19 protein-coding genes are annotated in these 20,042 nt (G+C 52.4%); 13 read left to right on the top strand and 6 right to left on the bottom strand.

The window, feature by feature from the left end; genetic code table 11:
- Positions 1-89 precede the first annotated feature (89 nt).
- Positions 90-383 (top strand): Rdx family protein, encoded by a 294-nt coding sequence (locus ACY2RQ_RS00945; protein ID WP_490111072.1) that lies wholly within the window; start codon positions 90-92, stop codon positions 381-383.
- Positions 384-402: 19 nt separating this feature from the next.
- Here ACY2RQ_RS00945 and ACY2RQ_RS00940 read toward each other — a convergent pair whose 3' ends face one another.
- Together ACY2RQ_RS00940 and ispZ are read right to left on the bottom strand one after the other, a co-directional pair.
- Positions 403-1,074: a TIGR04211 family SH3 domain-containing protein gene (locus ACY2RQ_RS00940; RefSeq protein WP_490111071.1), complete on the bottom strand. Its 672-nt coding sequence runs from the start codon at positions 1,072-1,074 to the stop codon at positions 403-405.
- 116 nt (positions 1,075-1,190) lie between these two features.
- Entirely contained in the window at positions 1,191-1,799 is a 609-nt protein-coding gene (gene ispZ / locus ACY2RQ_RS00935) for a septation protein IspZ (protein WP_490111070.1), read from the bottom strand.
- A 98-nt stretch (positions 1,800-1,897) separates the two neighbouring features.
- Here ispZ and ACY2RQ_RS00930 point away from each other — a divergent pair, with 98 nt between their 5' ends.
- Complete coding sequence (locus ACY2RQ_RS00930; RefSeq protein WP_490111069.1) at positions 1,898-2,794, top strand: PHP domain-containing protein; 897 nt, start codon at positions 1,898-1,900, stop codon at positions 2,792-2,794.
- 73 nt (positions 2,795-2,867) lie between these two features.
- Positions 2,868-3,488 (top strand): L-threonylcarbamoyladenylate synthase, encoded by a 621-nt coding sequence (locus ACY2RQ_RS00925; protein WP_490111068.1) that lies wholly within the window; start codon positions 2,868-2,870, stop codon positions 3,486-3,488.
- 41 nt (positions 3,489-3,529) lie between these two features.
- Here the strand turns inward: ACY2RQ_RS00925 and ACY2RQ_RS00920 are convergent, their stop codons facing one another.
- Both ACY2RQ_RS00920 and ACY2RQ_RS00915 read right to left on the bottom strand, forming a co-directional pair.
- Positions 3,530-4,882 (bottom strand): hypothetical protein, encoded by a 1,353-nt coding sequence (locus ACY2RQ_RS00920; RefSeq protein WP_490111067.1) that lies wholly within the window; start codon positions 4,880-4,882, stop codon positions 3,530-3,532.
- A 141-nt stretch (positions 4,883-5,023) separates the two neighbouring features.
- Positions 5,024-6,391 (bottom strand): hypothetical protein, encoded by a 1,368-nt coding sequence (locus ACY2RQ_RS00915; protein ID WP_490111066.1) that lies wholly within the window; start codon positions 6,389-6,391, stop codon positions 5,024-5,026.
- 205 nt (positions 6,392-6,596) lie between these two features.
- On the opposite strand from ACY2RQ_RS00915, the gene ACY2RQ_RS00910 reads away from it, so the two are divergent.
- From ACY2RQ_RS00910 to rluB, 4 genes are all read left to right on the top strand, one after another.
- Positions 6,597-7,808, top strand: a complete 1,212-nt coding sequence (locus ACY2RQ_RS00910; RefSeq protein WP_490111065.1) for a tryptophan--tRNA ligase — start codon at positions 6,597-6,599, stop codon at positions 7,806-7,808.
- 41 nt (positions 7,809-7,849) lie between these two features.
- A complete protein-coding gene (locus ACY2RQ_RS00905; protein WP_490111064.1) occupies positions 7,850-8,734 on the top strand; it encodes a segregation and condensation protein A in 885 nt (294 codons plus the stop codon).
- The gene (gene scpB / locus ACY2RQ_RS00900) at positions 8,731-9,864 is read left to right on the top strand and encodes an SMC-Scp complex subunit ScpB (protein ID WP_490111063.1); all 1,134 of its coding nucleotides are present in this window, start codon (positions 8,731-8,733) and stop codon (positions 9,862-9,864) included. Before ACY2RQ_RS00905 ends, scpB begins: the two co-directional genes overlap by 4 nt.
- 171 nt (positions 9,865-10,035) lie before the next feature.
- The gene (gene rluB / locus ACY2RQ_RS00895) at positions 10,036-10,962 is read left to right on the top strand and encodes a 23S rRNA pseudouridine(2605) synthase RluB (protein WP_490111062.1); all 927 of its coding nucleotides are present in this window, start codon (positions 10,036-10,038) and stop codon (positions 10,960-10,962) included.
- 63 nt (positions 10,963-11,025) lie between these two features.
- Here rluB and ACY2RQ_RS00890 read toward each other — a convergent pair whose 3' ends face one another.
- Positions 11,026-11,976 (bottom strand): phytanoyl-CoA dioxygenase family protein, encoded by a 951-nt coding sequence (locus ACY2RQ_RS00890; RefSeq protein WP_490111061.1) that lies wholly within the window; start codon positions 11,974-11,976, stop codon positions 11,026-11,028.
- Positions 11,977-12,295: 319 nt separating this feature from the next.
- Between ACY2RQ_RS00890 and ACY2RQ_RS00885 the strand changes: the two genes are divergently transcribed.
- From ACY2RQ_RS00885 to ppc, 3 genes are all read left to right on the top strand, one after another.
- Positions 12,296-12,781, top strand: a complete 486-nt coding sequence (locus ACY2RQ_RS00885; protein WP_490111060.1) for a hypothetical protein — start codon at positions 12,296-12,298, stop codon at positions 12,779-12,781.
- A 349-nt stretch (positions 12,782-13,130) separates the two neighbouring features.
- Positions 13,131-14,177, top strand: coding sequence for a hypothetical protein (locus tag ACY2RQ_RS00880; protein ID WP_490111059.1), 1,047 nt, complete (start codon positions 13,131-13,133; stop codon positions 14,175-14,177).
- 310 nt (positions 14,178-14,487) lie between these two features.
- Complete coding sequence (ppc, locus tag ACY2RQ_RS00875; protein WP_490111058.1) at positions 14,488-17,121, top strand: phosphoenolpyruvate carboxylase; 2,634 nt, start codon at positions 14,488-14,490, stop codon at positions 17,119-17,121.
- A 55-nt stretch (positions 17,122-17,176) separates the two neighbouring features.
- On the opposite strand, the gene ACY2RQ_RS00870 is transcribed toward ppc, so the two are convergent.
- On the bottom strand, positions 17,177-17,488 hold the full coding sequence (locus ACY2RQ_RS00870) for a hypothetical protein (RefSeq protein ID WP_490111057.1): 312 nt from the start codon (positions 17,486-17,488) through the stop codon (positions 17,177-17,179).
- A 253-nt stretch (positions 17,489-17,741) separates the two neighbouring features.
- On the opposite strand from ACY2RQ_RS00870, the gene adk reads away from it, so the two are divergent.
- The 3 genes from adk to ACY2RQ_RS00855 all read left to right on the top strand — a co-directional run bounded on the left by adk (position 17,742) and on the right by ACY2RQ_RS00855 (position 20,042).
- On the top strand, positions 17,742-18,392 hold the full coding sequence (gene adk, locus ACY2RQ_RS00865) for an adenylate kinase (protein ID WP_490111056.1): 651 nt from the start codon (positions 17,742-17,744) through the stop codon (positions 18,390-18,392).
- Positions 18,393-18,531: 139 nt separating this feature from the next.
- Positions 18,532-19,236: a tRNA (adenosine(37)-N6)-threonylcarbamoyltransferase complex dimerization subunit type 1 TsaB gene (gene tsaB, locus ACY2RQ_RS00860; protein WP_490111055.1), complete on the top strand. Its 705-nt coding sequence runs from the start codon at positions 18,532-18,534 to the stop codon at positions 19,234-19,236.
- A complete protein-coding gene (locus tag ACY2RQ_RS00855) occupies positions 19,236-20,042 on the top strand; it encodes an undecaprenyl-diphosphate phosphatase (protein ID WP_490111054.1) in 807 nt (268 codons plus the stop codon). The genes tsaB and ACY2RQ_RS00855 overlap by 1 nt, the downstream gene beginning before the upstream one ends.

The following is a 20,042-nucleotide window of genomic DNA, read 5'->3' as shown; positions in this document are numbered from 1 at the left end:
CCATATGTTCCCCGATCATAGGAAAGAGGGGCGGAGGGTTACAGAAGCAAACAGTCGGAGTATTCTGATGTAACATCAAGGGGGCTGTTATGACAGATGAAGAAACAAAAGGACCGGTTATTGTTATCACCTACTGTACAGGGTGTAACTGGTTATTAAGGGCTGGTTGGATGGCCCAGGAGCTGCTGCAGACCTTTTCTACCGATCTCGGGCAGGTCAGCCTGGTACCGGGCTCCGGCGGTGTGTTCCGGGTGACGGTTAACGGGGATGAAATCTGGGAGAGGAAAGCCGATGGTGGCTTTCCGGATATTCGCGAATTAAAGCGCAGAGTGCGTGACCGGATTGATCCGGAACGCTCCCTGGGCCATATCGACAGGCAATAAGCAGAGAAGAGCGAAGTGCTTATGCCCAGCCGTCGTTGGAGCGTTTACGTCCGGACTGGAACATAGGTAGAATCAACCCCAGGAACAGCCCCCCCAGCAGGGTGCCCGCGCCATAAAGATACCAGCGCTGGGTTGAGGTATCCGAGAGCTGCTGATTGGAGGTCTGTAAGGTCTGCAGTTCATTCATTAACTGCTCATTGGCGATCACCAGTTCGTGGTTACGTTTGTTCAGGTCCAGGCTTTTGGAAGAGATTGCTTTAATCCGAGTCAGTTCTGTTTGGGCCCTGGCGAGAATGTTCTTTGTGGTTTGCTGATCAGAGGCACTCTTTTTCAGGGTGCTGTCGAGGTTCTGTACCTTTTCGTTCAGGGCTTGTACTTCAGCCTTCAGGCGGGTGTTCTCATCCAGTACGGATTTCAGTTGGTTAGCGGCCGGTGTCTGGAAGAGAATGTATTGTTCGGGAATATAACCTTCCTGGCCGCTGGCGGTTTTCACCTGGTAATACTTGTTGTCCGCGTCCCTGGAGATAAGGGTTAGGGGGGTTCCGGTTTTCAGTGCCCGGTTAATTATTCGGTACTGACTGCCTGGGCCTGAACGCAGGGGAACATAGAAGACATCAGAGATATAAACGGTTTCGGCCATCGCCATGCCGGGCAGGGGGATGAGGGCCAGTAGCAGGGTCAGGTATTTCAAATCCAGGCTCCGGATCCATAGAGAATATGCAGAATTCTTAACACAGATTGGCAAAGACTACAAAAGACAGGAGACACAGTGGGTAGCTGCTGGCCACCCACAGGTATAGTGAAAGATCAGGATTCGGGGGGCGTCTGTTTGGAGGTGTCGTCTTCCTGTTCCTGGATATAGCGTCCCAGGAACATAAACTGCACAACCACAAACACCAGGGTCAGGCCCAGGTTGCCGAACACTTTAAAATCAACCCAGAAATCCCCGGGAATCATAAAGGCGACAAACCAGTTGGTGGCACCCAGCAGGGTGAAAAAAATCACCCAGCTGATATTAAGTTTGCTCCATACCGCCGCAGGCAGGGTCATGGCATGGGAGAGCATGCGCTCAATCAGGGGTTTTTTACCGATAAACTGGCTGAGGAGAAAACCTGTGGCAAAGACCCAGTTCACAATGGGGGCTTTCCATTTCAGGAAAGTTTCGTCCCGGAACAGAACCGTCAGGCCACCCAGGAGGATGACCGCGACAACAGTGAATATCTGGCCCTTTTCAAGGGATTTCTGCTTGTACCAGAGCAGGCCGTAAACCACCACGGAGGTTGCTATCAGGATCGCCGTGGCGCTGATAATCCCCCCCAGCTCAAAGGACTGGCCCAGGAATTCCACCTGGCGGGGATCCATTTTAGCCACGATAAAGAAGATGATCAGTGGTAGAAAATCAATAAACTGTTTCATGCTGAACCGGCTTATCGGCGATAATCGCCGGGGTGCTCCAAGGATTACAGACAGGCACAACAGTGTAAAGCCAGTTTCCCCCAGGATAAAGGACAGATATGTCACAGAAGGTAGACTTCCATTGCCACAGCACCGCTTCAGACGGTGTACTTTCCCCGGGCCAGCTGTTGGCAAGGGCCCTGGAGCAGGAGGTTGACTGCCTCGCTTTAACCGACCACGACACCGTGGCCGGGGTACGCTGGTTGCTGGAACAGGGGGTTCCGGACCGTATTCGATTGGTACCAGGGTGCGAACTTTCTACCCTGTGGGGCACGAGGGAGATTCATATTGTTGCCCTGAATGTACCCATGGACAGCCCGGACATGAACGCCTTTCTGGATAGCCAGTCCACTGCCCGCTGGCAGCGCTGCGAGACAATTGCCGGCAAGCTGGCCCGGCGACTGCCGGATTACACTGCGGAGCAGTGTCTTGAAGGGGCTGTGGCCCAGGCCCGCCTGGCCCAGAGCAAGGCTGATCCGGACTTTATTCTGAAGGACCGTGATATTCCTGTAGGGCGGCCCCATTTCGCTGGCTGGATGGTACAGGAAGGGCTGGTGGCTGACCGCAACAGTGCCTTTGATAAATACCTTGGAGCGAAACAGATTGGTAATGCCAAACAGCACTGGCCGGGAATGAAAGCCACGGTCGAGGAAATTCGTCGCTGGGGGGCTATACCGGTGCTGGCCCATCCCGGTCGTTATCGTATGACGGATATGAAGCTTCGGGCCATGGTCAGGGATTTTGCTGACGCTGGCGGCCTGGCCATGGAAGTGGTTGGCTGTCAGCAGCCCTGGGGTGAGCGGGAATCCATGGCAAAACTCTGCGCCACCTATGGCCTTTATGGATCCATGGGCAGCGACTTCCATGGTCCCTGGTCGGAATTTGTAGAGCTTGGACGACTGGCTCCCCTGCCGGAAGGTTGCCCTTTGGTAAATGCGCTTCTGCCTGCTGTCTGACTGATTTATACTGCTGTGGCTTTCCTCCACACCCCGTTAATCCTTTTGCAGGATTCAGACACAGGATCAGCCCGTGAGCCAGTTTTTCCAGATTCACCCGGATAATCCCCAGGCTCGCCTTATCCGGCAGGCGGTTATCATTCTTGATAAGGGCGGTGTTATTGCTTATCCCACCGACTCCGCTTATGCCCTTGGTTGTCGTATCGGTGATAAAAAAGCCATTGCCAGACTGCGCGGTATCCGTAACCTGGATGACCGCCATAACCTGACTCTGGTGTGTCGGGACTTATCGGAACTGGCGACCTATGCCAAAGTGGGCAACGCTTCCTACCGGCTTCTGAAGGCCGCTACTCCCGGCGCTTACACTTTTATTCTTTCTGCCACTACCCAGGTACCCCGGCTGGTGATGCATCCCAAGCGTCGTACAGTTGGGATACGGGTGCCGGAGCATAATATTGTCAGTGCTCTGTTGTCTGAGCTGGGTGGACCTTTGCTGAGCACAACACTGCAGATGCCCGGTGACGAATTTCCCCTGATCGACCCTTATGATATCCGTGCTACCTTGGAGCATGATCTGGATCTGGTGATTGATGGTGGCTTCTGCGGAATGGAAGCGACAACTGTTGTCAGCCTGGTGGATGATACTCCGGAAGTTTGGCGTCAAGGCAAGGGTGATCCTGGGCTTTTTGCATAAAAAACGCGAAGCGCTCCTGCCTTTTGTTTTTGTTGTTCTTACTATTTTTTTTGCGCCGATTGTATCCGGGGATATATTTCACCTCTCTGGGTATTGCCCGAGGTATTGCCTGATGCCCTTTTGGGGCTGGAATCTGGATCGTCAATTACTACTATCGGTACCTTTTCCCCGGCAACTGTTTCAGAGAGTTCTCTGATACGCAGGTTGAATGTTCCGTACTCCCTTGCTGCTGCATCTGTAAAGGTTTTGAGAGGTATAGTGGTTTCTGATGATCTGGGGGGGATGGACAGATATCGTTCGTCATTATCGGTTCTGATTCGAGTACCAGGCAGAACCAGGGCGATAACAAGAGGAGGGACAGTCGACTGAGCTGTACGTCCCATCGGTTGCCGTTGGTTGGTAAGCGTTGTTGATAGGGTTGCTATACCAGTGTGCAATTTATCAATCTCTTTTTTTTGTTGCTGTTGTATCTGCTGTAGAGTTTTCTCAATTCGATTAAGTTGTTGCTTGTCTACGCCGGCAAGTGACATGGTCACGCGGGTTAGCTGAAGGCGGGGTTTTTTGAACAGGGTTACAGAGCTATCGCCAGAAGGAATACTCGCAGTTGATGTTGAGTCAGGTTCATCTGTTGGTGTAACTTCCTGTTCCTGCCCTTGAAACAAGCTCCTCCAATCTACCAGGGGAGGACGCGTTGCTGTGTCCTCTGGGTTGTTAGTATTAATATGGGCAAAGCTGGAGATATCCGCCCACAAAATCAGCAAAGCGTTATACCAGAGCCGCAGCAGGTCATCATTTTTCTGAAGTCCCTTAAAGTGATTCAGAACCAGATCCCTGTCGTAAATACCTTTTGGGGTGAGTCTTGCGTTGCGTATTTCTTTATATTTATAGGCATCTTCTTTCAGAATATGTTCGATGCCTTCATTGAGAAATCCCTGGCACTGACGTAGCAGCTTTTTCAGTGATGCCCACTCTTCAGTGGAAATCGATTGCCCCTTCGGGGCCGCCTCTTTTAACTCGTCGAACTCCGCAGAGGCTCCTTTATGCCAGTACACAGCATTATTGAACTGTGAATAAGAGTTCCAAACGGTCTGTTCTATCCACTTGCGTTGTTTCATTATTGTGGAGTAGCTGGACAGTTGCTGAAAACCCAGCTCTTCCAGAGTATGTATTCGCTGTTTGACTTGGTCATAATTTACAGGCGTATCTTTCAAAAGAGTTCGCACTTCTGTGGTCAGTGCGTTGATCAGATCTTCCTGGGTCGATGTCTGGTTCAGGCTAAGCCGCTCAAGTCTCTGGGGGCTGGCTGATAAGGGCTGTGCAGACCACAGGGACAATAGTAGCGCCACTATTGAAAGGAATAATCTTTGCTGGCGAGCAGGTTTATTTGTTTTCATTAATTACTCTGTCTGTCATTTGTCCATAAATATTGCTGTTGCAGGTTTTGGTGTTGTATGAACTACAGTCTTTGGTTTTATTGATATGGGAGGAAATAGTAGAAGCAGAAACAGGTTCTGCCACTTGGAAATAAATATTGCTCAGTTTTTGTGGGTCAGGGGCAGGACCAGTGGTGGAGCCGGGGACATAAAACAATCCTGAGGAAGTGATGTTGGCCGATGGAGTGAATCAAAAAATGCAATACTCTCAGTGGTGTTTATCACTTCTTTGCAGGGAGGGATGAAGTGGAGCGCCCAGTATCCCCGGGGGCGCATATTATGGGGAATAAGACTCTCAATAGGCGTAATGGTATATGTCTGGGAGGGGGCTCTCAGAATATAGTATTTGTTATCGAGCTCTAGTAGGCGGGTATCTGGCAGCAGAGGGAAATTGATAGTTGGAAGCTTATCAGGTATCTGCGATAAAGAGCTGGCAAGCCTGGGGGTAGGAGGCAGATAGGACATGGTAGCCGAAGTATGTTCGGTCACTTCTTTTGGTGTGGCTTTTTCTCTGGCTCTTTCTTCTTCTCTGGGTGTTTCTTCGTGAACTGTGTGCCTCTGTTCAGAATCTGCCTGTCGAAAGCTTTCCCTTTCAGGGTTTTCGGAACGAGCTGTATCCGGGCTATGCGGGTAAGCACTACTCTCTGCAGAAGGCGGAAGCACTGGAGATTCGTTTTCCCTGCCTTCAGAATGTATAGCGAGTTTGCGCCAGTTCAGCAGTGGGGCATTATCCAGCGTAGCCTGGGTATCAGGAATATCAGCGTAGGCGAGGCTGGAGATATCTGTCCAGAGTACAAGCAGGATGTCATACCAGAGCAGCAGGAAGGAGTTATCTTTATTAAAAATTTCGCTGTTGATATTTAACCAGGAATGAAACTTCTCCGGGTCAAACAGTTCAGAAGGATTGAACCGGGATTTTCGCATTTTAACAAAATCATAATCACCCCAGTGCAGAATATTTTCGCGTTTGCCATGAAGAAATTGGCCTGAGCGTTGTAACAGGAGGTGAATGTCTTTCCAGTTTTCGGGAGTTATGTTTTCATCGGGAACAGGAGTGTTGCGCAGTTCTTCAAATTCAATGAATGAGCGATTTTTCCCACTGTGGGCTATGGCGTTATTTAAGTGGGAGAATGCCTGCCAGTGGCCGTCTGGGATCCAGCTCTTCTGTTCGTCAATCTCACAGATTTCACCGAGTTTCATAAAGCCCAGTTCTTCCAGGCGGGCAATGCGGTCTTTGATGTCCTGGTAATGCTTTGGGGGTTCTGTAAGCAGCTCGCGAGCAGAGCGGCTCAGGGAGAGAAACAGTTCTTCCTGGTGTGAGCCGGATATAAAATCTGGATGATCGGAGCTGCCCATAGCGTCAGGAATAAAAGTCACAGCCACAGGAACGGATAGCAGGCAGTAACAGGATACACCTGAAACAAATTTCAGAACCTGCTTCTTTGTTTGTCCGAATGCTGTTGCTGTCATTAAGGCCGCTGGTTTATTAATAAAGGAACGTGGCTTTTCATTCAGTGTCAGGGAGTATTGGTGAGGTCGTTAATTTGTGCCACATGGGTTGCGCAATTTCTTACTGTGATGGCCCTTATACAGCTCCAGGGTAATAATCCTGCTATTCAACGGTTCCTGAATCGTTATAAAATTTCCGGAATTCATTTTTATCGGGAGTCTATCCTTGAACGCAGACCCTCACTCGCGGGTTCTGTCCGGCATGCGCCCCACGGGGCAATTGCATCTGGGCCACTATCACGGTGTTATGAAGAACTGGCTTAAGCTTCAGCATGAATATGAATGCTTTTTCTTTGTGGCCGACTGGCACGCACTCACCACCCACTATGATGAAACAGGGCTGATTCAGGAACACGCCCTGCATATGGTAATTGACTGGCTGGCGGCAGGCATTAACCCTGGGCAGGTGACACTGTTTGTGCAATCCCGGGTGCCGGAGCATGCGGAACTTCATTTGCTGCTGTCTATGATGACGCCGCTTTCCTGGCTGGAGCGGGTACCCAGCTATAAGGACCAGCAGGACAAACGGCGGGAACGGGACCTGGCCACCTATGGTTTTCTGGGATACCCGTTGTTACAGAGTGCCGATATTCTGGCCTATCGCGCCGGGCTGGTACCCGTGGGCGGCGACCAGGAAGCCCATATCGAAATTACCCGGGAATTGGCACGACGGTTCAACCATATCTATGGTCGTGAACCGGGTTTTGAGGAGAACGCCGAACAGGCAATCGGAAAAATGGGACGGAAACAGGGCAAGCTCTATCGCAGCCTGCGGAAATCCTACCAGGAGACCGGTGATCTGGAAGCGCTGGCAACCGCCCGGGCATTGCTCCAGGAGCAGCAAAATATTACGCTGGGGGATCAGGAACGGTTACAGGGTTACCTTGAGGGCACCGGCAAAGTGATCCTGCCTGAGCCGTCGGCACTGCTCACGCCCCAGGCCAGGATGCCGGGGCTGGACGGGCAGAAGATGTCCAAATCCCTAGGCAATACCATTGCCCTGAGGGATGATACCGACACCATTGCCGGCAAAATCAAGCGTATGCCCACAGACCCGGCCCGTATTCGCCGGGATGATCCGGGAGAGCCGGACAAATGTCCGGTATGGAATTTTCATCAGGTGTATTCCGATGAGAAACAACGGCAGTGGGTATGTGATGGTTGCACAACTGCTTCCATTGGTTGTCTGGAATGTAAGGCCCCCATTATTGAAGCTGTTGAGGCTGAGGTTGCCCCCGTTCGTATGAGAATTGTGGATCTGGAAGATAACCTTGATGAAGTCAGCAATATTATTGCGGAAGGTTGTGAGAAGGCCGGGGACGAAGCCAGCGAAACCCTGAAGGACGTCAGGGAAGCCATGGGGCTCGGATGGCGTTGAAAAGGCCGACCAGAGTCCGGGGCAAAAAGACAGGGAGAGCGATGGACACAATAGACCAGGACGATGAAATTGCCGTAGCGGAAGCGACGGCTGATGACGGGGCACAGGCTTCGGAAGCTGCTGTGCCCGCCGAGTCAGCCCAGGGGGAGCAGATGCCCCTGGCTATGGTTCAGGGGGAGCCGTTCGGCAAACTTCCCGATGACCTCTATATTCCCCCGGACGCGCTGGAAGTGTTTCTGGAGGCATTCGAAGGCCCCCTTGATCTGCTGCTGTACCTGATCAAGCGCAACAATATGGATATCCTCGATATCCAGGTCGCCCAGATTACCCGTCAATACATGGATTACGTGGAGCTGATGGAAGCCAGCCAGTTTGAACTGGCGGCGGAGTATCTGGTAATGGCTGCGACCCTGGCGGAGATCAAGTCCCGTATGCTGCTGCCCCGTCAGGTGGAAGGGGTGGAAGAAGAGGAAGACCCAAGGGCCGAGCTGATTCGTCGCCTGCAGGAGTACGAGCGCTTCAAAAAAGCGGCGGAAGATATTGATGCCATGCCCCGTATGGGCCGGGAGATACATAAAGCCAGTGTTGAGCCTCCGGTACTGGAGCGTGGCACTGTGCATCCGGATGTGGACCTGCGGGAAGTGCTGGTGGCTTTAGGGGAGGTGATCAAACGGGCAGAAATGTTTGAGAGCCACCATATCCAGGCGGAATCCCTGTCCACCCGTGAGCGTATGACCATGGTGCTGGAAAAACTGCGGGACAGTGACAGCTTCGTACCCTTTGTCACCCTGTTTACCCTGGAAGAAGGACGGCTGGGGGTTGTGGTGACCTTCCTGGCCATTATGGAACTGATTAAAGAATCTCTGGTCGAGCTGGTTCAGACCGAATCCTATGGACCCATTCATGTAAAGGCACGATCAGAATGAGTGAGACGGTGGAAGACGCAGTTGAAGATACAGCAGTTGAAAGCATCGCAGTTGAAGAAGCTGACGTTGAGGGCGCTGAGGTTGAAGCAACCGTTGATGACACCTCTGAACCAGTAACAGACAGTAGTACAGAAAGCAGTAGTGCAGATGACAGTGATGAACAACAGGTTCCGGTTTTGACAGAGCAACCGGAACTGGATGATATCCCCCTGCTGGCGGTAATAGAAGCGGCCCTGATGGCCTCAGGCAAGCCCCTGACCCTGGAACAGATTGCAGGTTTGTTTGACGACAATGCCCGTCCGGATAAACCTGCCCTCAAGCAGGCCATGGCCGAACTTGCTGAAAAATGCGAAGGCCATGGCTTTGAGTTGAAGGAAGTGGCCAGTGGCTGGCGCTTTCAGGTACGTCAGGACCTGGTGCACTGGGTCGGCCGTCTCTGGGAAGAGAAGCCTCCCCGTTACACCCGTGCTCTGCTGGAAACCCTGGCACTGGTGGCTTATCGCCAGCCTATAACCCGGGGTGAGATTGAAGATATTCGTGGGGTCAGCGTCAGCACCAATATCATCCGTACCCTGCAGGAACGGGAGTGGGTGCGGATTGTTGGCCACCGGGATGTGCCCGGCCGCCCGGCCATGTACGCCACCACACGACAGTTTCTGGATTATTTCAACCTGAACAATCTCGATGAGTTGCCGCCGCTTTCTGAGCTGCGGGACCTGGATGCCATGGCCGAGAAACTGGAAGCTGCTGGCATTCAGCCAGAGATGATTGAAGGTGAAGAGGGTGAAGAGGGGGCTGAAGGTGGAGAGGCCAGTGCAGAGGAAGCCTCTGCCGATGCACTGGTGTCCGTCGAAGAAGCCCAGGCTTTTCAGGAAGAAGGCGAGCAGAATATTGAGAAACTGTTTGCTGAGCTGAATGAGATGGAAGGTGATCTTCCGACCACCTATACCGATTATAACCCCCTGACTGCTGCAGACTCGGAGGACGCGGATGAACCGGACGCCGATAGGGCAGATACAGATACCACTGATACCGGTATTACTGAGATAATGAGCGATTCTGACAATAGCGGCGACGGTGATACAGGTCTATCTGGTCAGAATACAGAACCTGACAATGATAATAATTAAAGTGTGACAGGGCTGATATTGTTGCGTAAATAGTCCATAGTACTGCCGTAGAATTCCCCAGGCCCGGGGTGAGCTCCGGGCCAAAAGTCATGGCAACCGTGTCTGTAGACAGCCGTTGTCATGGCTTCTTCACCGTTTGGGAAAACCGTGAATCCTTTAGAGTAAAACATCATGACTGAAGTAATAAACGAAGCGTCCGCCGAGACCGAAACGAAAAAAGTCACGCCGGACGGTGAGCGCCTGCAAAAAGCACTGGCCCGTCAGGGACTGGGTTCCCGCCGCCAGATTGAAGGCTGGATTGGTGAAGGCCGTATTCATGTCAATGGCGTGAAAGCCACACTGGGCATCCGTATCGTGCCCGGTGACCAGGTGGCCCTGGACGGTCGTCCGGTACACCTGAAAGAACAAACCTCCCGTCGTGTGATCGCCTACAACAAGCCGGAAGGGGAAGTGTGTACCCGTGTGGACCCGGAAGGGCGCCCGACTGTGTTTGACCGCCTGCCCAAGCTGCCGGGAGAGCGCTGGATTGCTATTGGTCGCCTGGATATCAACACCTCCGGTCTGCTGTTGTTTACCACTGACGGTGAACTGGCTAACCGTTTGATGCATCCGTCCCACCAGATTGAGCGGGAGTACGCGGTGCGGGTATTTGGTGACGTCACTGAGCAGAAGGTGAAAAACCTGTTTGAAGGGGTTGAGCTGGAAGATGGCATGGCCCGCTTTACTGATATCGTCGATAGCCGGAACGAAGGCATTAACCGCTGGTTCCATGTCTGTATTCTGGAAGGCCGTAACCGGGAAGTGCGTCGGCTGTGGGAATCCCAGGACTTAAGTGTCAGCCGCCTGAAGCGTGTCCGTTACGGCAGCACTATTATTCCGGATCACCTGCGTCAGGGGCGCTGGCTGGAGCTGGAACAGGCTGATGTGGATGCACTGGCCGATCTGGTGGAACTGCCCCGTGTTGCTGCCGGCCCCCAGAGCCGGGAAGATAAAATGAAAATTGAACGACAGCAACGCAAGAGTGCCGGCCCCAACCCTGGTCGTAAAACCGGTGGCCGTCGTGGTGTGCGTCCTGTGGGTGCTCGTCGGGCGCGGTAATTCTGTGCTGGAGTATGTTTGACTGAAATGCCGGGTATTTCCGGCATTTTTTATGGCTGGGGTTTATTTTGCAAATCCCAGTCGGGCTGTCAGCTCTTTTACATAACTCAGGCTAATGGCTGCTCTTTTCATAATCCACAGTCGTATACGTTCACGGACACTTGAGTTTTTATCCGGCTCAAAGACATTTCTCAGCTGGCGACGAAGGGCCTGAAGATGTTGCACGCTGCGCTGGCTTGAAGTCAGCCCTTTGGCCCGTTCTTCAAGAGAAAAAGTCCCCCTGTTTTTCCCCCTGACCAGCAGTGCCGACTCCGGATTGCCAATTTTACCTGCGCTGGCGGCCACATAACGAATGGCAAAACCAATACGGCGGTCGGAAGAGGTGTTGGCATCAGAACCGTGGACCAGCATAAAGTGGTGCAGTGACATCTGCCCCGGTTCAAGTTCCATATACACCTGATTATCCGGATTCAGGTTCTGTGTTGGAATTTCCTGTCCACGGGTCAGCAGATTGTTTTTTGCGTAGGTATTGATTTGCTGAAGCTGTTTCCTGTGGCTGCCGGGTTCTACTTTCATCACGCCAGACTCTGCGGTTGCCGGGCTAAGGGCGACCCAGGCGGTCACCACATCATCGGCATCTACACCCCAGTAAGCGGCATCCTGATGCATGGAAACATAACTGGATGAACCGGCTTCCTTGATAAACAGGTTGGTCATATAGCAGAGAATATCCGGGCCAATCAGTTGCTTAACGGCATCCAGAATTATCGGGTGGTGCACAAGCTCATCGGCCCAGTCATATAACAGATAGCTTTTATTGCACTGGGCTCGGTCCATTGGGTGGCCCTGTTTGTGTTCAATGGATTCCAGCTGGCTGCGGATATTCTTTGCCTGTTCAGCTGTAAGAACAGAAACCGGACAGATAAAACCCTGTTGCTGGTAGTGGTCCAGCTGCTGTTGCGTAAGTACTTGTTGTAAAGCGTTTTCCCGGGAATGGGGATAAGAAGTAATCATAGGTGCACTGCTCCTGCTGTAGCCGGCATTTGTTGTTTTTATTTTATTGGGGCGGCATCAGGCAGTGTAACCTGTTTAATAGCCTTTGTCGGAATCTACGGGAATCCTGTGATTGTCGCTTGAGAACAGCAATCTGTCGGCAGAGCGTCTCAAAATCATAAACGGCCGGCTCTCTGGATCAGGTCTCTCGAACGGGACAGGTGTCCATGGGCAAGGGCTGTAGTGGCCAGCAGGTAGTCTGCATTTTTTTCAGAATCTTTTGGAGAAATCTTTATCCCTCCACTATTGTCCAAGTTGGCAGTTGTTGGAGGGTAATACTATGAAAAAGCTTATTAGTGCTGCATTGGTTGCCGTAGTTATTTCCATACCGTGGTTGTCGACCAGAGCGTTTGCACAAGCGTTTGCACAAGAAATGAACGCAGGAAAAACACAGCGTTTCATAGAAATCAGCTACGAGTTTGTATGGAGCGCGTCGCACCTGGATTCCATTACTGTCTCTGTAGGTCACATGGTCAACGGGGTGTGCAATCTGGACTATGACCAAGAGAAATGGCCTCCTGGGAAAAAAGGCACACCCAGTGTTAATATTTCCTTGTTGTCCCTGCCAACATCGGGTTCATTTCGGATCACATCATTCGGGATGCGGGGGATGTTCAACGATGGTGTGAACTGTATGCAGGTGCGCCTTTCAGACTGGTTGGATAATTACGCATTGACTGACATTATACGCTTTCAGTGGGATCCGCACTTCAGGCACTATGAATTTCCAAAAGGGGCTTCTGTGCATGTGCGTATCCCCGGTTAACAATTACGCCACACATAATGCTGGCCTGAGAGTTCCCCTGACTGCGTTACAGCAACTCGCAAGTCCCCGATATTCCTTCGTTGCTGTGCCTTGTCAGGACCCTCTCGCTCTGGCTGAACAGGTCAAATGCACTGAAGAGATATTCATGCAGTTGCAGGGTGTGCCAGTAATCTCTGTACTCATGATATATCTCTACTGCTTATTCGATTGCTCAACAGGAGCATCATATGAGCCCACTGTTCTTTGGTTGAATAAGTACACCTGCGCAGCGCTGATAACTTGATGAGGATTTTTCTCATTACTACCTTGTCCAGCATAACTTCACAATGACAGGATGGGAGTATTTCACATGCTGGTACGAGACATGGGTTTGAGGGTGATCTTTGCAGCTTTATGTCTGGGTATGGCGTTTAAAGCCGTTGCGGGTGTCAGCATGGAGAAGCCGGCGGTGAACGCATGGATATTACTGGAGGGAATGACCCAGGCCCCTTTGCTGTATGCAGAGATAGAAGGTGGAGAGAGGGTGACCAGCCACGATGAAGAAAAGCGGCTTTATCGGGTCGCAGCAACCAGCACTCACATACTGGATGAGCTTTATTATCAGCTGCGTAATAGCTGGCTTGCGGAAAAATACCTGAACTCTGAGGAGTTTGATTCAACAGCCATGCCTCAACTGTGGCAAGAAAGCTTCCAAGTGTTTGCAACAAACCAGAGGCAAGCCAGAGATAAAGTTTTTCCGGGTAATCCTGGTACATATTCGAGCGTTCGGGAGTTCCAGGAAAAAATGTTGGAATGGACTGAGCAGAATTTTTTTATTTACTGTAAAAATGTTCTTGTCTGCCCGGCAGGGGAGCATCACCAGAGAGCTGTGAAAATCCTGGCCAGAAAACTGGTGGTATTAGATGTGGTTCTGAATATTCTGGAACCTTTGGAACGGGCTGTTCAGAACGATAACCCGGAGGATGCCAGTGCTGCTTACGAAGAATTAAGGGGGCTTGCCAGTAGCCCGGTAACAAAGCACTTTATTCCCCTTGCACATGCACAACTCAATGAATTGATAAATGGCGCTCAGCTGGTCAACAGAGAAACCAGTCATGAATTAAAAACGACCCTTGAATCCGTCAGGGAGAAGAATGAGCCCCCTCTGCCTGTACACAAGTTGTCGATGGAGGATTTCTCCCATAAAGAGTTAAGAAAGCGCTGGAGTGTAAGAACAATGGCCCGTATGTCTTTGCAGGAGCTTGAGGTTCTGCGGCAGGAGACAGGTAAGCGTAGAGAGGTGTTGCAGGAACAAAATATGTCCCCGGCAAAGTTTAAGACGCTTTATGGTGCTAACGCATTGGAGCGTATGGAGAAACTGCAGGAGACATTGATGCAGGAATCTGAATCCCAGTAAACTTCTATTCATAAAAGAAAGGCAGCAGGATAAAAAAGGCGGGCTAAAAAGCCCGCCTGCTGCACCTGAGAGAAAATACTGAACAATAGTGCAAGCAGGAACTTAGTCAGAAGATAAACGCCCGTGTTCATGGCAAGGGTGTTAATGTTAACCTCCCTTACAGGCGTAACGTCGGGGTTATGTGTTGGGGTTATGTAAAGTCCTGCATCAATGTTGCAATTTTTCTGTAGCCATGTGATTTGTGTCAATTGGTGTTTTTTTCACTGACATAGGATATTTTCTAAGCAGGTTTTATCCGGGGGGTTCTTGTATGCCAGATGAACAGGTCGCGCTGCGGCAGAATGTACACCTGATGGGAAAACTGCTGGGGCAGTCCATATCTTCTCATCTTGGCCCAGCGTTTCTGGAAAAAATCGAACAGATCAGGCAGCTCTCCAAAGCCGCCCGCAATGGTAATGAAGAAGCCCATCAACAGTTGCTGGACCTGCTCCACAGCCTGTCAGATCATGAATTGCTACCGGTAACAAGGGCGTTCACCCAGTTCCTGAACTTTGCCAATCTTGCTGAACAGTACGACACCGTCTCCCGGCACCGGGAACAGCTGGGTGAGGCAGTTGACTCCCTGGAAGAGCTGTTTACCCGGCTGAGGGAGAAGGGCGTAGAGGCGGACACTATTCATCAACATGTGCAGGCCATGGGCGTGGAACTGGTTTTGACCGCACATCCCACAGAAGTGACCCGGCGCACCATTATTCAGAAGTTCAACAGTATGATCCGTGAGCTGGCGGAGCTGGATCGTGAAGATCTTCTGCCCGCTGAGCGTGACAGGGCGGTTAACCGGTTGCATCAGCTGGTCAGCCAGATCTGGCATACCAGAGAGATCCGTAACCGGCGGCCAACCCCGGAAGATGAAGCCCGCTGGGGCTTTGCCACGGTGGAGCACTCCCTGTGGGAAGCGGTGCCCGGTTTTCTTCGTCAACTGGATAACAGACTGATAGAAAACACGGGGCAGGGACTGCCCGTGACCGTTGTGCCTGTACGCTTTTCCTCCTGGATGGGGGGAGACCGGGACGGAAACCCTAATGTGACCGCCGAAGTGACAGAGAGAGTTTTGCTTAATGGCCGCTGGATGGCCGCAGATCTGTTCCAGCGTGACCTTAAGCAGCTGGCCTCCGAGCTTTCCATGCCGGAATGCTCCGAAGCATTGGCGGCCATTGCCGGTGGCGTCATTGATGAGCCTTACCGACAGGTTCTTAAAGGGCTGCGTAAGCGCCTGCAGCTCACCCGGGACTGGTGCGGAGACAAGCTTGGTGAAAGGCCTGCAAGAGATGCCGGAATTATGCACCGGGATGAAGAACTGATTGAGCCTCTGCAAATCTGTTACGACTCTTTGTGCCAGTGTGGCATGGAGTTGATTGCCAACGGTTCTCTCCGGGATACTCTGTGGCGGGCCCGCTGTTTTGGTTTGGGCCTGGTGCGGCTGGATATTCGCCAGGAATCGTCCCGTCATACCCGGGTTCTGTCTGAAGTGACTCGATATCTGGAACTGCCCGATTACGAGACCTGTACAGAGAGAGAGCGTCAAACTTTTCTGCTGGCGGAACTGGATAATCCCCGCCCACTGCTGCCGCCCCGGTGGCAGCCATCCGGTGAATCTCTGGAAGTGCTGGATACCTGCCGGGTTATTGCTAACCAGGAACCGGAACGCCTGGGGCCTTACATTATCTCCATGGCCAGCACGCCATCCGATGTGCTGGCGGTGATCCTGCTGTTAAGGGAGTGTGGCTGTCCCTTCGATATGCCGGTAGCGCCCCTGTTTGAAACCCTGGCCGACCTTGACCAGGCCAAAGACAGTATTGAAAGCCTGCTGAATGTACCCTGGTACCGGAGCTATGCCGCTGGTCGGCAGATGGTGATGGTGGGTTATTCGGATTCAGCCAAGGATGCCGGTCAGATGGCCGCTGCCTGGGGGCAGTACCGTGCAATGGAAGGGGTAACGGATGTTTGCCGTGAAAAAGGTGTTGAGCTGACCCTGTTCCATGGCCGCGGTGGCACAGTTGGCCGTGGTGGTGGCCCGGCCCATCAGGCGATTCTTTCCCAGCCCCCCGGTTCTGTTGCCGGTCATCTGCGGGTGACGGAGCAGGGGGAGATGATCCGCTTCAAGTTTGGTTTTCCCCGCATCGCCGTGGAGAGTCTGGCTCTGTACACCAGTGCCACCCTGGAAGCGACCCTGTTGCCGCCGCCGGCACCTGAACCTGAATGGCGGGAGATGATGGATGTCTTGTCCAGCGATTCTCTGAAAGTTTACCGGGGTATGGTGCGGGAAGAACCCGAGTTTGTTCCTTACTTCCGGGCTGCAACCCCTGAACAGGAGCTTGGACTATTGCCTCTTGGCAGTCGTCCCACCAAACGTCGCCCCAATGGTGGGGTGGAAAGCCTGCGGGCTATTCCCTGGATATTTGCCTGGAGCCAGAACCGGCTAATGCTGCCGGCCTGGCTGGGCAGTGGTGTTGCCCTGAAACAGGCCGTTGACCGGGGACAGGAACCCCTGCTGCAGGAGATGCTGGCCCGGTGGCCATTTTTCCGGACCCGTCTGGAACTGCTGGAAATGGTGTACCTCAAAACCGATGAAGATATTGCCCGCTATTATGATACCCGTCTGGTACCGGAAGAGTTGCGGCATCTTGGGGATGAGCTGCGGGCCATGTTGCAGGAGGCGGTGCAGGTAACCATTGCCCTGAAAGGTGGCTCCCTGCTGGGTGACCAGCCCTGGGTACGCAAGGCGATTGAGTTAAGGAACCCCTACTCGGACCCGTTGCACTTTTTACAGGCAGAACTGCTGCACCGCAGTCGGCATACACCGGAGTGTGCCAGTGAAGATTTATGCCAGGCGTTGATGGTGACCATTACCGGTATTGCGGCAGGTATGCGTAATACCGGCTGATGGTACCGGCAGGCATGTGTCTTAACACAGGTTAAGGTTTCGGGAGCGAACGCTGTTATTGATATATCTGTGGCGGTTGCGCATGAGCTGAAGAACATAATGCCGCCGGATTTGGGTAGTCAGTACCATAGTATTTCACCGGGGTGCCCAGGGTGCAGTCATGGTCAGTGGCCTCTTCCTGGGATGTGTCACTATCCAGCCACAGGGGGCCGGGAGCACAGCAATAGACTACCTCGGATGACTGTCCAAATTTGTTGGGGCCGCAGCCTGCTACTGAACTGGCAAAAGCCCCGTTGCAGCCAAATACACTCAGTAGAACAGCGCTTAGAATTAAGCTGGTACGTTTAATCTGTTGCAGATGAGGCATGGTTTATACCCTGGCGATACAGTGTTGATCAGGGTATTCCAGTATAGAAGCTTTGTGGGACTGCGATTTTCTGTATTTTCTGCCTGGTAATAGCGGGACACGTGGTTTCCATGGGGCCACAAAAATGTTCGTTACTTGAGTTGACACAAGGTCATGTGTATTGTTGCGCGTCTTAGCCCTGTCAACTTCAGGTTATTAACTCCAAGAGAATGCCTGGGTGACGGAAAGGATTTGAATTCAGGAGCATATGTCCATGCGTGTCATTCTGCTGGGCGCCCCGGGCGCAGGTAAAGGAACACAGGCTCGTTTTATTACTGAGCAATACGGCATTCCCCAGATTTCTACCGGTGATATGCTGCGTGCAGCGATCAAGAATGAAACCCCCCTGGGCCTGAAGGTCAAGGCAGTTATGGATGCCGGCCACCTGGTATCCGACGACATAATTATTGATCTGGTTAAGGAACGTATCGCACAGGACGACTGCGCCAAAGGTTTCCTGTTTGATGGTTTCCCCCGCACTATTCCCCAGGCTCAGGCCCTGATTGATGCCGATGTTACCATTGATCACGTGCTGGAAATTGCTGTCGAAGACGAAGAGATCGTTAAGCGTATGAGCGGTCGTCGTGTACATCCCGGCAGTGGTCGTACATACCACGTCGTTTTTCATCCCCCCAAGCAGGAAGGTATCGACGACGAAACCGGCGAACCCCTGATCCAGCGTGACGACGACCAGGAAGAGACTGTGCGTAACCGTCTGTCTGTTTACCACGAGCAGACCAAGCCCCTGGTTGGCTTCTACACCGAAATGGCCGAGAAACAGGGTAACGTCAAGTACCACGCCGTTGAAGGTGTTGGCTCCGTTGAGAGCATTACCAAGACTGTTCTGGCTTCTCTGAGTGAGTAATCTGCCCACTGCCCCTTTTTGAGTATGAAAAGCGGACATGAAAACCGCTGCGGGTGTGTCCTGTGAATGGATAATGCCCTCAGCGGTTTTTTCGTGTACAAATACTCCACTTTGTTCTGACCCTGACAGTTGTTTTCCCATGGCACTGATTCTTTCCCTTGATACAGCTACTGAAGCTTGCTCCGCCGCGATTCTCGACACAGAAACGCAACAGGTACAGGAGATCTACGAAGTCATCCCCCGCGAGCACAGCCAGCGACTGTTGCCGATGATTGATGAGCTGTTATCAGGTGGAGGTATTGCCCGCAGCCAGATTGATGCTGTCGCTTTTGGCCGTGGTCCCGGCGCTTTCACCGGTGTGCGTATCGCTACGGGCATTGCCCAGGGGCTGGGCTGGGCCCTGGGTCGTCCGGTGGTACCGGTGTCTACCCTGGCGGCACTGGCCCAGCAGGGGTTGCGGGAACATAAAGCTGAACGGGTGCTGACCGCCATTGATGCCCGTATGGATGAAATCTACTGGGGCATGTACAGTGCCGTGGATGGTGTGATGCAACCGGTGATTGTTGAGCGTGTCTGTAGGCCGGAACAGGCCGCGGAAGCCTGGAAGGAAAGTGGTTTGACGGATAAGTGGAACGGACAGGCCCTGGCTATTGGCAGTGGCTGGATATTCCGGGACCGGATTAATATTCCGGTGGCGGACTGTATTCAGGACACCTTTCCCCATGCGGCGGATATTGCCGTTCTGGCTGCACCGGAACTGGCAGCCGGACACGTTGTTTCGGCGGAGCAGGCACTTCCCGTTTATTTGCGCGACAATGTTGCGTTGAAGAAGAGTGAACGTTAATGGATGCTATTCAACTCTTTATTTTGGCCCTGATCCAGGGCATTACAGAATTTCTGCCAATCTCAAGTTCGGCTCATTTGATTCTGCCTTCCCAGTTGCTGGGGTGGCAGGATCAGGGACTGGTGTTTGATGTGGCTGTGCATGTGGGCACACTGAGTGCGATACTGATTTATTTTCGCAAAGACCTGATGGGCATTACCCAGGACTGGTGCCTGAACCTTGTCGGAAAGCGTGAAGCGACCCTTCACAGTCGGCAGGGCTGGATGCTGATCTGGGCAACTATTCCCGCTGTCGTATTCGGTGGCATAGTCAGTGTGACCGGTGTGGACGATATGATGCGCACCACGGCGGTGATTGCAGCCACCACTTTGATCTTCGGTACACTGCTGGGGTTGGCGGATCGACGCAAGAACCTGAACCAGACACTGGAGACGCTGACCCTGAAGCAAGCCATGGTTATAGGGTTTGCCCAGGCCCTGGCCATTATTCCGGGCACCTCCCGTTCCGGTATTACCATGACTGCCGGCCTGATGATGGGGCTGACCCGGGAAGCGGCGTCCCGGTTCTCCTTCCTGATGTCCATTCCCATTATTCTGGCGGCTAATGTCCTGATCTTTTTGAAACTGATGACATCCAGTATCGTTGTGGACTGGAGCATGCTGATTATGGGTATAGTGGTATCCGGTATCAGCGCCTATATCTGCGTACATTATTTCCTGGCGTTTATTAATCGCATTGGCATGATGCCGTTTGTTATTTATCGCCTTATCCTTGGTTTTGTTCTGGTGGCCCTCTTGTGGGTTTAA

It is taken from the genome of Parendozoicomonas sp. 209JJ7-1 (genome assembly GCF_058147085.1).
Note: the sequence above shows the minus strand (reverse complement) of the source record. Positions and strands in the feature narration are given on the sequence as shown.